The organism is Streptomyces sp. IBSNAI002 (assembly GCF_052244475.1).
In the GTDB taxonomy this organism is placed as follows: Bacteria; Actinomycetota; Actinomycetes; order Streptomycetales; family Streptomycetaceae; genus Streptomyces.
The window spans coordinates 6,876,525-6,891,266 of the sequence record NZ_JBQPXG010000002.1; the positions used below are offsets into that span (position 1 = coordinate 6,876,525).

Here is a 14,742-nt window from a genome sequence, read left to right on the forward strand (position 1 = left end):
GCGCCGGATCGGAGTAGGGTCGGGCGGCATGGAAGAGCTGCGCGTGGCCGCGATCGCCAGCCTGGCCCCGCTCGAGGAACTCGACGCCGACCCCTTCGCCGTGGACACCCGCAGCCAGCACGCCGCGTGCGCGCGGTGGGCCGCCGACCGCGGGTACGTCGTCACGAGGCACCTGCTCGTCTACGGGCTGCGCGCCGACCACTGCGGACTGTGGTCCGACGTCGACGCCGGGCACGTCGACCTCTTCGTCGCCGCCAACCAGCGGGTGCTGGCCCGTGCGCTGGGCTCCGTCGAGGAGTTCAGCGCCGAGTGCGAGCGGCGCGGGGTGCGGCTGGAGACCGCCGGACACCAGGAGCCCCCGTACACCTCGGCGATGAAGGCCGAGGTGCACCGTCGGCTGTCCATGCCGACGGCCGGCTACGACGGCACGTAGGCCGTCCCCCGGACCGGGTCCGGCCTGCACATCCGTGCGCCGTCCGTGTCGTCCGGCCGGGTGCGCCGCGCTGTGCGAGCCTGAAGGCGGGACGGGCTCGCGGGAGGTTGCGGCGTGTGGCGAGGACGGTGGCGGACCGCGGGCGGCGCCTTGGTGCGGGTGGTTCTCGTCTGGGCGGTGTCCTCCCTGACGATGCTCGCCCTGGCCGGCATCCTGCCGGACTTCCGGCTCCAGTCCGGGGACGGCGACAGCATCACGCAGATCGGGCTGACGGCGGCCTGGGGCGCGGGGGCCTTCGGCCTGCTGAGCGCGCTGGTCTGGCCCGTGCTCGTACGGGCCCTGCTGCTGGTGCCCGCCCTGGTGCTCGGGCTGCTCGTCTTCTTCCTCAACGGCTCCCTGCTGCTGATAGCCCTGAGCCTGATCCCGGCCGGGCGGGGCGAGGCGGCCCCCGAAACGGCCGTCGTGGTGGCCGCGGTGATGTCGGCCGTGGCCTCCGCGACCTCGACCGCGCTCGCCGTGCGCGACGACGAGGCCTACCGGCGGCGCCTCTACCGCCTCGCCGACCGGCGCCGGCGCAGGCAGAAGCGGACGGGGGCGCCCGGGGCCGACGAGTCCGCGCCCGGGCTGGTCTTCCTCCAGCTCGACGGGGTCGGGTACGAGACGCTGCGCCGGGCCGCGGGCGACGGCCTGATGCCGTCCGTCGCGGGCTGGCTGGTCGGCAGCCACCGCATCGCGCCCTGGCGCACCGACTGGTCGAGCCAGACCGGCGCCAGCCAGCTCGGCATCCTGCACGGCTCCACCTTCGACGTGCCCGCCTTCCGCTGGTACGAGAAGGACACCGGCGAGGTGGTCGTCTGCAACCGGCCCACTAGCGCGGCCGAGCTCCAGCGGCGCGCCGTGGCGCGGACCGCGGACGGCGGGCTGCTCACCCTCGACGGAGCCAGCCGCGGCAACCTGTTCAGCGGGGGAGCGGACCAGCTGGCGCTGGTGCTCTCGGTGTCCGCCCGCCGGGGCCGCGCGAACCGGTCCCGCGCCGGCTACTTCGCGTACTTCTCCGATCCGGCCAACGCCGTCCGCACCGCCCTGTCCTTCGTGGCCGAGGTCGCCCGTGAGATCCGCCAGTCCCTGCGGGCCCGGATCCGCGGGGACCGGCCGCGCGTCGCGCGCGGCGGGCTGTACCCGCTGATCCGGGCCTTCGCGACCGTGGTCGAACGGGACGTGGTCGTGGCCGCCGTGATCGGCGACATGCTGGCCGGGCGCGCCGCGGTCTACGCCGACCTGGTCGCCTACGACGAGGTCGCGCACCACTCCGGCCCGCACGGCCGGGACACCGACCAGGTGCTGGCCCGCCTCGACCGCAGCCTCGCGATGATCGCCCGGGTCGCCGAGCACGCGCCGCGCGCCTATCGGATCGTGCTGCTCTCGGACCACGGGCAGAGCCCGGGGGAGACCTTCCTCGGGCGGTACGGGCTCACCCTGAAGGACCTGGTCCGGGCGGGCTGCGGTCTGCCCGTCCCGCGCCGGGCCGGCCGCACCCGCAGCGGCGCCGAGGCCCGGGCGGCCGTGCTGGCGGCGCTGCACCGGCCCGTGGAGGAGGGCGAGGAGGCCCGTCCGCGGCGCGGGTCCGACCCGGTGGTGCTCGCCTCCGGCAACCTCGGGCTGATCTCCTTCCCGGACGTTCCCGGCCGGGCCTCACGCGCGCGCATCGAGCGCACGCACCCGGCTCTGCTGGCGACCCTGGCGAACCACCCCGGCGTGGGCTTCGTGCTCGTGGACGGCGTGGTGCTGGGGCCCGGCGGGGCGGTGGCCCGCCTGGACGTGCCCGGGGAGGCGGAGGAACTGCTGGCTCCGTTCGGCCCCGGAGCGGCCGCGGCGGTGCGCCGGACCGATACCTTCCCGCACGTCGCCGACGTGATGGTGAACTCGGCCTACGACCCGCGGACGGGCGAGGTGCACGCCTTCGAGGAGCAGATCGGCTCGCACGGCGGCCTGGGCGGGGAGCAGGGGCACCCGTTCCTGATGTGGCCGACGGAGCTGTCGGACCCCGGCGGCGAGCTGGTGGGCGCCGAGGCGGTGCACGGCGTGCTGCGGCGCTGGCTGCGGGAGGCGGACGGCCCGCAGGTCCCGGTGGACCGCCGGCCGGACGCCCGAAGCTCCGGCCCGCAGGACGGTCCCCGCCCCGCAGCCGGGGAGGACGGTCCACGCCCCGCAGCCGGAGAGCCCGGGCCGTACCGCCCGGTTCCGGAGCGGGAGGAGAATTCCCGGCCGTTGCGCACCCCGGGCGGAACGTTTCCTTCCGCAGGGCGCCCCGTGCCGGACGAAACCCGGTGATTTGGTACCTCCTTGACCGTGGTCAACCATGTGGGGACCTGCCCACCATGTGAGACACCCCGAGGCGCACCACCGATGACCAGCACCGCAGCCCCGCCCACCGAAACTCCCAGGACTGCGGAGCCCCAGCCCCAGCCCCGGCCCCAGCCGCACGGTGACCGGCGGTTCGGTCTGCCCGTCGCCACCTGCCTGGTCATGGGCAACATCATCGGCGGCGGAATCTTCCTCCTGCCCGCGTCGGTGGCCCCCTTCGGCACCATCAGCCTCGTCGCCTTCGCCGTGCTCACCCTGGGGGCGGTCGCCCTGGCCCTGGTCTTCGGCCGCCTCGCCCGGCGGCACCCGCAGACCGGCGGCCCGTACGTCTACGCCCGGGCCGCGTTCGGCGACTTCGCCGGCTTCCTCGCCGCCTGGAGCTACTGGATCACCACCTGGGTCTCCAACGCGGCCCTCGCGGTCGCGGCCGTCGGCTACCTCGGCGTGCTCTTCCCCGCGATCGGCGCGCACAAGTGGTCCATGTGCCTGGCCGCCCTCGTCGTGCAGTGGCTGCCCGCGCTCGCCAACCTGGCCGGCACCCGCTACGTCGGCGCCGTCCAACTCGTCGCCACCGTCCTGAAGTTCGCCCCGTTGCTGCTCGTCGCCGTCGGCGGTCTGCTGTTCTTCGACCCGGCCAACCTCGGACCCTTCCGGGCCACCGACCAGACCGCCGTCGGGGCCGTGTCGGCCTCCGCCGCGATCCTGCTCTTCAGCTACCTGGGCGTCGAGTCCGCCGCCGTCAGCGCCGGCGAGGTCCGCGACCCCGCCCGCAACGTCGGCCGGGCCACCATCCTCGGCACCGTCGGCGCGGCCACCGTCTACCTGCTCGGCACCCTCGCCGTCTTCGGGCTGGTCGCCCACGACACCCTCGTCTCCTCGCAGGCACCCTTCACGGACGCGGTCAACGCCATGTTCGGCGGCACCTGGGGCGGCACCGTGGTCGCCTGCGCGGCCGTCGTATCGATGGTCGGCGCCCTCAACGGCTGGACCCTGCTCAGCGCGCAGACCCCGTACGCCGCCGCCAAGGACGGGCTCTTCCCGAAGGTCTTCGAGACGAAGAAGCGCGGTGTCCCGGTGGTCGGCGTGGTCGTCACGGTGGTCCTCGCCTCCGCCCTGACCGTCTACAACTACACGGCCGGCTCGGAGGGCGTCTTCGAGATCCTCGTGCTGGTCACCACGTTCACGGCGACCGTCCCGTACCTGCTCTCCACCGCCGCGCAGCTCTACTTCCTGCTCTCGGGCCGGTCCGAGCGGGTGGACCGGGGGCGCCTGGTCCGCGACGGCGTCCTGGCCGGCCTGGCCTTCGCCTTCTCCATGTGGCTGGTGGCGGGCTCCGGCTACGCCGCCGTCTACCAGGGAGTGCTCTTCCTCTTCGCGGGGGTCGCGGTGTACGCCGTGTTGGCCGCCCGCAGGCGCCGCGCGACCGTCCCACCCGCGGGGTAGCGTGGAAGGAGAGCGCAGCCAGGGGGGCTCCAGGGGGTCGCCGTGTCCGCGATCAGCAACAGCATCGACATCGACCGTACGCCCGAGGACGTCTACGCGTACGTGACGGACCCCACCCACCTGCCGGAGTGGCAGGACACCGCCGTGTCCGCCGTCCCCATGGGGGACCTCCCCGTCCACATCGGCTCGAGGGTCCTCGTCACCCGGCAGGTCGGCCGGCGCCGGGTCCCCACGACCATGGAGTACACGGAACTCGACCCGCCGAGGAGCTGGCACGTCCACGGCATCGACGGGCCGGTCCGGCCGGACCTCCGGGGCTACATCGAACCCCTCGACGACGGCGCGCGCTCGCGCGTCACCCTGTCCGTCGACTTCGAGGGCCACGGCATGGGCAGGGCGCTGGTGCCCCTCGCGGTCAAGCCCATGGTCCGCAAGGAGATGCCCCGCAGCGAGGAGAAGCTCAAACACCTGCTGGAGCACTCCGCGGGCTGACTCCGGCGCGCGCGGTCACGGACGGGGCGCGCGTGGTCACGGACGGGTGGTGCAACGGCGGCACCCTGCGGATCCGGCGCGCGCACGCGTGTCCGGTTCCGCAGGGTGCCGCCCTGCCGCCCTGCCGTTCCGACCGGCCCGAGGGCCTAGTCGAGGTAGTCGCGCAGCACCTGCGAACGCGACGGGTGGCGCAGCTTCGACATGGTCTTGGACTCGATCTGGCGGATGCGCTCACGGGTGACCCCGTACACGCGGCCGATCTCGTCCAGGGTCTTCGGCTGGCCGTCGTTGAGGCCGTAGCGCATGGAGACCACGCCGGCCTCACGCTCGGAGAGCGTGCCCAGGATCGACTGGAGCTGCTCCTGGAGGAAGGTGAAGGAGACCGCGTCCGCGGGCACGACCGCCTCGGAGTCCTCGATGAGGTCACCGAACTCGCTGTCGCCCTCCTCACCCAGCGGGGTGTGCAGGGAGATCGGCTCGCGGCCGTACTTCTGGACCTCGATGACCTTCTCGGGGGTCATGTCGAGTTCCTTGCCCAGCTCCTCCGGGGTGGGCTCGCGGCCCAGGTCCTGGAGCATCTGGCGCTGCACGCGGGCGAGCTTGTTGATGATCTCGACCATGTGCACGGGGATGCGGATGGTGCGCGACTGGTCGGCCATGGCACGCGTGATCGCCTGCCGGATCCACCAGGTCGCGTACGTGGAGAACTTGAAGCCCTTGGTGTAGTCGAACTTCTCCACGGCGCGGATCAGGCCGACGTTGCCCTCTTGGATCAGGTCCAGGAAGAGCATGCCGCGGCCGGTGTAGCGCTTGGCGAGGGAGACCACGAGACGGAGGTTGGCCTCCAGCAGGTGGTTCTTCGCCCGGCGGCCGTCCTCGACGAGGATCTCCAGCTCGCGCTTGAACGCGGGCTTGTGGTCCTCCTCCTCTTCGAGCTTGTACTCCGAGAACAGGCCCGCCTCGATGCGCTTGGCGAGCTCGACCTCCTGCTCGGCGTTGAGGAGCGGCACCTTTCCGATCAGCTTGAGGTAGTCCTTGACGGGGTCGGCGGTGGCGCCGGCCACCATGACCGTCTGAGCCGGAGCGTCGTCCTCGTCGTCGTCGGACAGGACGAAGCCCTGGGTGCCCCCGGCCTTGGGGGCCTCCTCCTCGGCCTCGTCCGCGAGGTCCTCGGCTGCCCAGTCCTCGCCCTCGACCGCGGGGGTCTCGCCCTCGTCGGCGTCCTTGGCGCTGGTCTTCTTCGCCGCCGTCTTCTTGGTGGCGGTCTTCTTGGCGGCGGTCGCCGTCTTCTTGACCGTCCGCTTCTTCGGCTCGGCGGCGGCCTCGGCCGCCGCCTCGTCCTCGGTGGCGGAGGCCGACGGAGCGGATATCGCCGCAGCGGTGGCCGGGGGTGCGGCGGCCGAGGTCTTGCGCGCGCCGATGGGGCGCGGCGCCGCGGTCGCCTTCTTGGCCACGGTGCGGGCCGGAGCGGCGGCTGCCTTGCGGGGCTTCTTGGCAGCAGCCTTCGTGGCGGGGGCGGCGCTGACGTGGAGGGCGACACCCTCCTCGTCCAGGACCTGGTTCAGGCTGCGCAGGACCCGCTTCCACTGGTCCACCGGGATGCGGCCGGCCTCGAAGGCCTGGCGCACGTCGTCACCGTTGATGTGACCCTGCTCGCGGCCGCGCTCGACGAGCGCGACGAGGGCCTCGGATTCGGCGATCTCCGGAGGGAACGTACGGGACGGGCTGAGCGACACAAGGAGCCTCTCGTTGCGAACAGAAAAAGGGTGGGCGGGACATCATCGCGCGAACTCGGGAAACAGACCCGAGGGGGGTCTGTATTCCGGGGCCGCGCGAGGACGCCTGTCGGTTCATCGCATGCCCGAGTCGATTCGTTACGCGCTGAATTGAGTGACCTGCGCCACGCTGTGGCCGCGCAACCTATCCGCGCGGGATCCGTCCGCCCCCGATCGTCAGCCCGTTTTGCGGGCTTCGACGAGGAAGCGGGCGGTGTGCGCGACGAACGGGCCCTCGCGTTCGATCCGTTCGTGCAGCTCGCGCAACCGCTCCCGGTACTGCCCGACCGTGAAGCCGGGCACCATCCAGATCACCTTCCGCAGAAAGTAGATCACGGCTCCGATGTCGTGGAACTCCGTGCGCAGCCGCTCCGAGCGCAGATCGACGATTTCGAGGCCGGCCCCGGCGGCGTCGCGCACGGCGTCGTCGGGGTGCCGGCCGCGCCGGACCTCCTCCGGCTGCGGGCCGAGGAAGTACTCGACCAGCTCGAAGACGCTCGCCGGACCGACCTGCTGGGACAGGTAGGTGCCGCCGGGCCGCAGGACCCGCGCGATCTCGTCCCACCAGACGGTCACCGGGTGCCGGCTGGCGACCAGCTCGAAGGCCTCGTCGCCGAAGGGCAGCGGCGGCTCGTCGGCGTCGGCGACCACCACCGCGCCCAGCGGGTGCAGCAGCCGGGTCGCCCGCTCGATGTTCGGCGGCCAGGACTCGGTGGCCGCCGTCAGCGGGGGCAGCGGGCCCGCGCCCGCGAGCACCTCACCGCCGCCCGTCTGGATGTCCAGGGCGGACCGGACCCGGGCGAGGCGCTGCGCGAGCAGCCGCTGGTAGCCCCAGGACGGGCGCTGCTCGGTGGCCCGGCCGTCGAGCCACGAGAAGTCCCAGCCGTCCACGGAGACCTCTTCGGCCTCGGCGACGAGATGGTCGAAAGTACGCGTCATGTCTGGATCGTCCCAGGTCGGACGCCGGTCAACCACCGGATTGCCCGACCGTCGACTACAGTGGGCGGCGGGCCGTGACTGGCGTTCGGGTGGATCACCACCGGGGAGCGGCCCGCGTACGTCTCGTACGCCGACTGCCGCGCGCCTGGGCGAACCGCGATCCGCAGCGACGTTCAGGAGACCCCGTGACGACCGCCCAGACCTCCTCCGCCCCCTCCGACGGAACGGCCGCCGAGACGGCCACGGCGCGGCTGATGGACGGCACCGCCCTCGCCCGCCGCATCTCGGAGGAGACCGCCGCCCACGCCGCCCGGCTCACCGAGCGCACCGGCACCGCGCCCTGTCTCGCGACCGTGCTGGTCGGTGAGGACCCCGCCTCCGTCACGTACGTGCGCATGAAGCAGAACCGTTGCGCCAAGGCCGGCATCACCTCCCGCCACGTGGAGCTGCCGGCCGAGACCACCACCGGGGAACTGGTCGCCACCCTCACCCGGCTCTCCGAGGACCCGGAGATCAGCGGCATCCTGCTCCAGCACCCCGTCCCGCACCACATCGACGAGCGCGCCGCCTTCGAGGCCATCGCCCCGGGCAAGGACGTCGACGGGGTCACCATGCATTCCTTCGCCGCCATGGGCTTCGGCCTGCCCGGGTTCGTCTCGTGCACCCCCGGCGGCATCATGCGCCTGCTCGCCGCCTACGACGTGGACCTCACCGGAAAGCACGCCGTGGTCGTCGGCCGCAGCGCGATCCTGGGCAAGCCGGCCGGCATGCTGCTGCTCGAGCAGAACGCCACCGTCACCTACTGCCACTCCCGCACCCGCGACCTCCCCTCGATCGTGCGCCAGGCGGACGTGCTGGTCGCCGCCGTGGGCAAGGCCGAATTCATCCGCGGCGAGGACATCAAGCCGGGCGCGGTGGTCCTGGACGCCGGGTACAACGAGGGCAACGTCGGCGACGTGCACTTCGAGTCCGCCGCCGCCCGCGCCTCGCTGATCACGCCGGTACCGGGCGGGGTCGGCCCGATGACCATCGCCGTGCTGCTGGAGCAGACCGTCCGGGCCGCCGCCGCGCAGGCCGGGCTGGACCTCGCGGACCTCTGACCCGCCCCGCACCCCCCTCCGTACGGCGAACGCCCCGGGCCCTTCGGTCCGGGGCGTCGCGTTTCCCCCGGTAAGGGGCCGAAGGACCGATCCCCGCACCCGGGCCGCGGCGCTGCACTGGGGAGGTGAACGGACCGACGGATACGCAGACGCAGCAGCCCCGGAGCCCGAAGCGGCACCCGCGCGGGCTCGCCACCCTCGTCCTCGCCGAGCTGTGGGAGCGCTTCAGCCTCTACGGCATGGTCGCGATCCTCGTGCACTTCCTGGCGGCCTCCCGGAGCCACGGCGGCATGGGCCTCCACGAGGGCACCGCGGAGGCGGTGGAGGGGGTCTACATGGCCATGATCTCGCTCCTGGCGCTGCCCGGCGGCTGGATCGCCGACCGCTTCCTCGGGGCTCGCCGGGCCGTCCTGTGGGGCGGTGTGGTGATCATGGCCGGGCACGTCCTGATGGCCTTCCCGCAGCCCGCCCTCGTCTGGCCCGGCCTGGTCCTCATCGTCATCGGCACCGGCCTGCTCAAGCCCAACATCTCCGCCCTCGTCGGCCGCCTCTACGCCGCCGACGACGACCAGCGCCGCGACGCCGGCTACTCGATCTTCTACATGGGCATCAACCTCGGCGCGGTCATCGCCCCGCTCGTCGTTGGCTACCTCGGCGAGGAGGTCGACTGGCACCTCGGCTTCGGCGCCGCCGCGGTCGGCATGGCCCTCGGACTGGTCCAGTACGTCCTCGGCGGCCGCAGGCTGTCCCGGGAGCTGCGCGAGGAGCCCGTGGTGCGGCTGACGCCCGCCGAGCGGTCCAGGATCCGGCGCACGTCCGCGTACGGCCTGCTCTTCACGGCCGTGCTGATCGCCCTGCTCGCCGCCGGGCACGCCCTGAGCATCGACGGCATCACCTTCGTGCTCACCGTGGTCGCCGTCGTCGTGCCCGCCGGCGTGCTGCTCTCGATGTACCGCAGCCCCAAGGTCACGCCCGTCGAGAAGACCCGGCTGCGCGCCTACGTCTGGCTCTTCCTGGCCGCGACGCTGTTCTGGCTGGTCTACGACCAGATGGGCAACGAGCTGAACATGTTCGCCGCCCAGAAGACCGACCTGTCCCTGCTCGGCTGGCACATCCCGGCCAGCTGGACCCAGTCCCTGCCCGCGCTGTTCGTGATCGTCCTCGCTCCGCTCTTCGCCGCCTTCTGGGTGCGGCGGGGCCGCCGGATGAGCACGCCGTTCAAGTTCGGCCTGGCACTGCTGCTGACCGGCGCCTCCTTCGTGGTCATGTCGGGCGCGGCCGCGATCGCCTCCAAGGGCGTGAAGGTCTCGCTGATGTGGCTGGTGGGCGTGTACGTCATCCAGGTCATGGGCGAGATGTGCCTGTCCCCGGTGGGCCTGTCCGTCACCACCAAGCTCGCGCCGCGCGCCTTCACCAACCAGATGATGGGCGTCTGGTTCCTGGCCGCCGCCACCGGTGACGCCATCGGGGCGCAGCTGCCGCGGCTGGACGCGGTGATCGGCCAGAGCCTCAACTTCCTGTGGCAGGGCGCCATGGTCATCGCGGCGGGTGCGGTGATGGTCTACTTCACCCGGCGCCTGAAGGTCCTCACCGGCGAGGCCGCCTCCGCCGCCCGCGAGCCGGCAGCGGCGGCCGCCTGACCGGGGTCCGGAGCGGGCGCGGGGCGGGCCCGGAGGGGGCGCGGGGCCGGGCGGCCGGGCCCCGCGCCCGGCGCTCAGGTGCCCGCGGTCGCCCCCTCCCGGGCCGCCGCGACGATGGGCGAGGCGCTGAACTCCCGGGCCAGGGAGTCCAGCGGGCCGCTGTCCAGCCGGTACGGTTCCGGGTGCCCGCCCTCCGACGCGGCGCCCGCCCGGCGCCGGCAGGCCGCGGCGAGCATCGCCGCGTCGGCGACCACGGCGGCCCGGTCCTCGCCCAGACCCTGCCCGCGCGCCACCTCGTACGCGGTGTCCCGTACGGCCGGGTCGAACCAGGGGGCCAGCGCCAGGATGCCGTCGTCGATGACCGACTCGCGGTGGACCAGGCGGATCCCGACCGGCGACCACCAGGCCAGCGGAACGGTCCGGGCCCGGGCGCCGGCGCACCCGCGCAGCGCCTTCCACAGCGGACGCAGCCGCCGGTACCGGCCGAAGTCCTGCCAGGCGGCCGACCCGCCGACCAGCGGCGCGACGAACCCCGCGCCGATCATCAGGGCCGCCCCGTAGGCCAGCCCCAGCGACAGGTCCGCCGCGACCACCCAGTCGCGGCCGGCCCAGCGGGCCGTCACCGAGGCCCACTTCCCGGCGAGGTAGGCCAGGTCCAGCAGCCCGCCGAAGACGATCAGCGCCAGCCCGGTGCGCAGCGGGCGCAGCGAACGGTCCGCGCGCCACAGCCACTTCCCGCACAGCACGGTCAGCGCCGAGCTCCCCGCGGTGTGGGCCAGCAGGAAGCAGACGATCATCTCGCGGATCCACGGCGTGGTCGCGTAGTACGTGTCCAGGTCCCGCAGCCGCTCCACCGGCGCGTCGCCGATCACGAACAGCACCACGATCGCCACGGTCACCGAGCCGAACACGGCCACGGTCAGCCGGGTGGCCCGCCGCACGGCCGCGGGCGGGCCGCCGCCCCACTGGAGGACCAGCACGACGCACGCCCCGGAGAACACGGTGATCAGGCCGAACACCAGCGGCGCGGAGAAGTTGACCACGCCGGTGAGGCGGTTGACCGTGGAGATCGTCGACGGCGACGCCAGGAACGTCAGGGGGGCGCCCACGACGAGCAGCGCGCACGCGGCCCGGTTCAGGGGCTGGTCCCATCCCCGGCGCAGCGTGGGCGCCTTGATCAGCAGCGCCAGGATCATCACGGATCCCGGCAGGTAGCGCAGGACCTCCTCGCTCACCGGGCCTGTCCGACGGGGTCCGCCGGGCCGACTGGGTCCACCGGCCCCGCCGGGCCGGGCACCGGGCCGAGCCCGGCGACGGCCCGCTCGGCAGCGGTGAGCGGCGGCGCCTTGAGCGCGCCCCGCTCCGACGCGCGCAGGACGTGCCAGACCACCGACGGGTGCAGCCAGTGGCCGGGCCCGCTGCTCATCGTCAGCACCTTGAACAGGGCGGCGGTGAGCGCCTCGTGGGTGGTGGCGCCCGTCATCAGCCGGTTGACGTAGCCATTGAGCAGGCCGGTTCCGGCCCGCGGCTTCATCCCGGTGGCCCCCGGATACAGGATGTCCTGCGAGGTGGCGAGCTCCCAGGCGGTCGCGACCTGCGGGGCGATCACGCGCTGCGCCTCGCGGCCGAAGCCGGGGTGGGCGAGCCCCTTCTGCCGCAGCAGGGTGCGCACGGCCTGAAGTCCCTGGGCGGCGACGGTCATCCCCTGTCCGTACAGCGGGTTGAAGGTGGCGACCGAGTCGCCGACGGCGAAGAACCCGTCGGGCAGCTCGGCCTTCTCGAAGTAGATCCGGCGGTTGGCGGTGCCCTGGGTGACGGCCACGTCCGTCAGGGGCTTCCTCCCCTCGAGGAGTTCGCCGACGATCGGGTCCCGGATGCTCTTGGCGAAGGGGATGAACCGGTCGGGGTCGCCGGTCGGCTGGCCGCCGCGGGTGCCGGAGAGGGTGGCCTGCCACTGGCCGTTCTCGATGGGCACGATCGTGGCCGTCTGCCCGGGGACGGGCACCCGCGGGTCCGACTGCACGTTGACGATGGGGAAGCCCATCTCGTGGGCTCCGGCCGGTGCTTCGAAGATCCTCGTCGCGTAGACGAGGCCCGAGTCGACCTCGGCCTGCCGTATCCCGGTCACGCCCAGGGCCTGGAGCCAGGTCCGGGCCCGCGAGCCGCGTCCGCTCGCGTCGACCACGAGGTCGGCGGACAGCAGCAGGCCCTGCTCGTCCGCGGTGTCGACCCGCACGCCGGTGACCCGGGCCGCCGTGCCCTCCAGGGCCCGGACGCGGGTCTGCTGGAGCGTGGTGACGCCCTTCAGGCCGGTCACCCGGGCCCGGACCACCGAGTCGAGCAGGTCGCGGCTGCAGGAGATGTTGAACTGCTTCTCCCCGCAGCGCGGGATCCAGCCCTGCGCGGTCTTGGTCACCAGGTCGGTGGGCAGGCTGCGGCGGATGGCGCCCGCGCCCGTCCAGTCGTCGGTGATGCCGGGCAGGATCCTCTCGATCGCGCGGGCACCACCGGACCACAGGAGGTGGGTGTGCCGGGCCTGGGGCAGTCCGCGCCGCGGCGCCGGGCCTTCGGGGAGAGGGTCCGCGTCGACGACGGTGACCGTCGCGTGCTCGGCGAGGACGGCGGCCGCGAGCAGGCCGGCCAGACTGCCGCCGATGACGACGGCGTGGCGGGGCGGGGAAGACTGGGTCATCGTGTCGTGCTCTCTGTCGGGGCCGTGCTGAGGGCATCGGCGCGAGGGGTGCGGGCTGGGGCGGGCGCCGGTCACCGTCGTGATCCGGGGCTCCCCCAGCCGAGCGAGGTCTGGATGCGCTCGATCGCCTCGGGGAACTGCTCTTCCCGGGGTGGAGGCAGGTACGGCCTGAGGAGTTTGCCGAGGTGCAGGCCGAAGATCTCGGCGCGGATCTCCGCCGGATCCCCCTGGTCGGCCCGGGCGGCGGCCTGCCGGATCACCTGGGTGAGTCCGGCGTCGGAGTACAGCAGTTCGGAGAGGTCGCCGTGGCGCCCCGTCAGGCGCGCGGCCACCGCCATGCCCGGCCCGTGGCCGTCGCAGGTTCCCTCGTCGACGTGCCACAACTCGTGGCAGGCGATGACGAGCTGGTGCTCGGGGCGGGTGCGCTCCTCGATCACGAGCAGGTCGCGCTCGTCCATCTCCAGCCACAGCCCGCTGGCGGTGCCGGGCGGGAAGGAGGCGAAACGGAAGTCGACCGTGCGGCCGCCGCGCCGCCGGGCGTAGGCGGCGCACAGCCGCCCGATGATCTCGCCGGCGGCGGCCGGCGGCGACAGCCGGAGGTCGGCCAGCAGTTCCCCGGCGAGGCCGCGCATCGCGCGCGTGGTCCTCATCGCGCTCCCCCCTCGGCGGCCGGGTCCGTGGCCGACGGGGAGCCGTCGGTTTCGCCGTCGGTGTCGCCGCCGGTTTCGCCGCGCGCCGGGCGGCCGAGCTGGCCCTCCCGGGCGAGCAGATCGTCCAGGTGGTCGGCGAGGGACTTCCACCCCCGCGGGGAGAGCCGGCCGGCCCGGGTGACGATGCTCCGTACGTCGTGGGCGCGCAGCACGGCGAGCATCGGATTCTCCTGCTGCCGCTGCGCGCACTCCAGTTCGCGCGCGAGGGCGGTGAGGGCGGTGCCGAGCGCCTCGGTGTCGTCGGACATCAGGAATCCGCCCTCCACGCCGAAGAACCGCTGGATCCCGGCGGCCGCGGCGAGGTTCGGCAGGCCCTCGCCCTGGGTGAGGCGGGTCAGCGACTGGCCCGAGGCGTCGAAGGACTTGGCGATCGCCGCCAGTGAGTGGGGCTGCCCGTCCTCCCGTACCCGGGTGCGGCGCAGGTGCTCGAACCGCTCGCGCACCTGCTCCCGTAACGGGAGCCGGGGCGGCCGGCCGTCGAGGGTGAGCCGGATGGCCTGCGGGGTCATGCCGGTGAGGCGGGAGAGGTGTTCCAGGTCGTCGCGCCCGTCGGGGATGAGGGCGAGGGCCCGTTCGACCGCGCTCTTGGCGTCGGCCAGCAGGAAGCCGGCGTACACCCCGAAGAACCGCTGCACACCGGCCGCGTGGCCCAGCCGGAGCAGTCCGGTGCCCGCGTTGAGGGGGCCCAGCGAGGCCCCGGGCGCGTCGAAGTCCTGGGCGATGGCGGCGAGCGGCCACTCCCGGCCGTGCTTGTCGCGGCGGGTGGCGCGCAGTCGCAGGAAGCGCTGGTGCACCCTTTGTTCCAGGGGCAGTTCGGCGGCCCGGCCCGCGATGACCGCAGGTATCCGGCCGGGTTCGACCCCGGAGAGGTGGCTCAGCCGCGGTACGGCCAGCACGTGGGCCGGATCCTGCCCGTGCCGCTCCGACAGTTCCTCCACGCGCTGCCAGAGCGCGGTGAGATCGGGTCGGGCGGCGGCTCGCACCGGCTGCTTCTCCGTAAGTCGACAAGACGTTCGAGGGGGCTGGGCTGCGTGAAGCCTAGCCGCCCGCCCCGCGCCGAACCAGCGGTAACGCAACATTTCCTGCCGTACGGCTCAAAAAAGGTTGGCATGGCAGTGGAGTTGGGGCGGAGGAGCGGCAGAGGCGCCCGGCGG

At 73.5% G+C, this 14,742-nt stretch carries 12 protein-coding genes and 1 riboswitch; of the genes, 6 read left to right on the forward strand and 6 right to left on the reverse strand.

What is annotated here, in order from left to right; all coding sequences use genetic code 11:
- Positions 1–28 precede the first annotated feature (28 nt).
- The 4 genes from ACTVZO_RS32455 (at position 29) to ACTVZO_RS32470 (ending at position 4,732) form a co-directional block, all read left to right on the forward strand.
- Positions 29–433 (forward strand): hypothetical protein, encoded by a 405-nt coding sequence (locus tag ACTVZO_RS32455; protein ID WP_443301709.1) that lies wholly within the window; start codon positions 29–31, stop codon positions 431–433.
- A gap of 114 nt (positions 434–547) precedes the next feature.
- Entirely contained in the window at positions 548–2,764 is a 2,217-nt protein-coding gene (locus ACTVZO_RS32460) for a phage holin family protein (protein ID WP_443301710.1), read from the forward strand.
- Between the two features lie 75 nt (positions 2,765–2,839).
- Entirely contained in the window at positions 2,840–4,240 is a 1,401-nt protein-coding gene (locus tag ACTVZO_RS32465) for an amino acid permease (RefSeq protein WP_443301711.1), read from the forward strand.
- Positions 4,241–4,282: 42 nt separating this feature from the next.
- Positions 4,283–4,732, forward strand: coding sequence for an SRPBCC family protein (locus ACTVZO_RS32470; protein WP_443301712.1), 450 nt, complete (start codon positions 4,283–4,285; stop codon positions 4,730–4,732).
- A 146-nt stretch (positions 4,733–4,878) separates the two neighbouring features.
- Here the strand turns inward: ACTVZO_RS32470 and ACTVZO_RS32475 are convergent, their stop codons facing one another.
- Both ACTVZO_RS32475 and ACTVZO_RS32480 read right to left on the reverse strand, forming a co-directional pair.
- Positions 4,879–6,468, reverse strand: a complete 1,590-nt coding sequence (locus tag ACTVZO_RS32475; protein WP_443301713.1) for an RNA polymerase sigma factor — start codon at positions 6,466–6,468, stop codon at positions 4,879–4,881.
- A gap of 216 nt (positions 6,469–6,684) precedes the next feature.
- Positions 6,685–7,446 (reverse strand): class I SAM-dependent methyltransferase, encoded by a 762-nt coding sequence (locus ACTVZO_RS32480; RefSeq protein ID WP_443301714.1) that lies wholly within the window; start codon positions 7,444–7,446, stop codon positions 6,685–6,687.
- Between the two features lie 64 nt (positions 7,447–7,510).
- A riboswitch (ZMP/ZTP riboswitch) is annotated at positions 7,511–7,604 on the forward strand.
- Positions 7,605–7,700: 96 nt separating this feature from the next.
- On the opposite strand from ACTVZO_RS32480, the gene ACTVZO_RS32485 reads away from it, so the two are divergent.
- Both ACTVZO_RS32485 and ACTVZO_RS32490 read left to right on the forward strand, forming a co-directional pair.
- On the forward strand, positions 7,701–8,546 hold the full coding sequence (locus ACTVZO_RS32485) for a bifunctional 5,10-methylenetetrahydrofolate dehydrogenase/5,10-methenyltetrahydrofolate cyclohydrolase (RefSeq protein WP_443303339.1): 846 nt from the start codon (positions 7,701–7,703) through the stop codon (positions 8,544–8,546).
- A gap of 125 nt (positions 8,547–8,671) precedes the next feature.
- Positions 8,672–10,186 (forward strand): peptide MFS transporter, encoded by a 1,515-nt coding sequence (locus ACTVZO_RS32490; protein ID WP_443301715.1) that lies wholly within the window; start codon positions 8,672–8,674, stop codon positions 10,184–10,186.
- A 74-nt stretch (positions 10,187–10,260) separates the two neighbouring features.
- On the opposite strand, the gene ACTVZO_RS32495 is transcribed toward ACTVZO_RS32490, so the two are convergent.
- The 4 genes from ACTVZO_RS32495 to ACTVZO_RS32510 form a co-directional block, all read right to left on the reverse strand.
- Positions 10,261–11,421 (reverse strand): DUF6545 domain-containing protein, encoded by a 1,161-nt coding sequence (locus ACTVZO_RS32495; protein ID WP_443301716.1) that lies wholly within the window; start codon positions 11,419–11,421, stop codon positions 10,261–10,263.
- A complete protein-coding gene (locus ACTVZO_RS32500; RefSeq protein ID WP_443301717.1) occupies positions 11,418–12,878 on the reverse strand; it encodes an NAD(P)/FAD-dependent oxidoreductase in 1,461 nt (486 codons plus the stop codon). The genes ACTVZO_RS32495 and ACTVZO_RS32500 overlap by 4 nt, the downstream gene beginning before the upstream one ends.
- Before the next feature lie 71 nt (positions 12,879–12,949).
- Positions 12,950–13,528 carry a toxin-antitoxin system, toxin component gene (locus tag ACTVZO_RS32505; protein ID WP_443301718.1) on the reverse strand — a complete coding sequence of 193 codons (579 nt, stop codon included), beginning with the start codon at positions 13,526–13,528 and terminating at the stop codon, positions 12,950–12,952.
- Positions 13,525–14,571, reverse strand: coding sequence for a hypothetical protein (locus ACTVZO_RS32510; protein ID WP_443301719.1), 1,047 nt, complete (start codon positions 14,569–14,571; stop codon positions 13,525–13,527). Before ACTVZO_RS32510 ends, ACTVZO_RS32505 begins: the two co-directional genes overlap by 4 nt.
- Between the last annotated feature and the right edge of the window lie 171 nt (positions 14,572–14,742).

Coding starts and splice junctions, on each gene's coding strand:
- ACTVZO_RS32455 (WP_443301709.1), top strand. CDS start 29: ATGGAAGAGCTGCGCGTGGCCGCGATCGCCAGCCTGGCCCCGCTCGAG.
- ACTVZO_RS32505 (WP_443301718.1), bottom strand. CDS start 13,528: ATGAGGACCACGCGCGCGATGCGCGGCCTCGCCGGGGAACTGCTGGCC.
- ACTVZO_RS32465 (WP_443301711.1), top strand. CDS start 2,840: ATGACCAGCACCGCAGCCCCGCCCACCGAAACTCCCAGGACTGCGGAG.
- ACTVZO_RS32480 (WP_443301714.1), bottom strand. CDS start 7,446: ATGACGCGTACTTTCGACCATCTCGTCGCCGAGGCCGAAGAGGTCTCC.
- ACTVZO_RS32485 (WP_443303339.1), top strand. CDS start 7,701: ATGGACGGCACCGCCCTCGCCCGCCGCATCTCGGAGGAGACCGCCGCC.
- ACTVZO_RS32500 (WP_443301717.1), bottom strand. CDS start 12,878: ATGACCCAGTCTTCCCCGCCCCGCCACGCCGTCGTCATCGGCGGCAGT.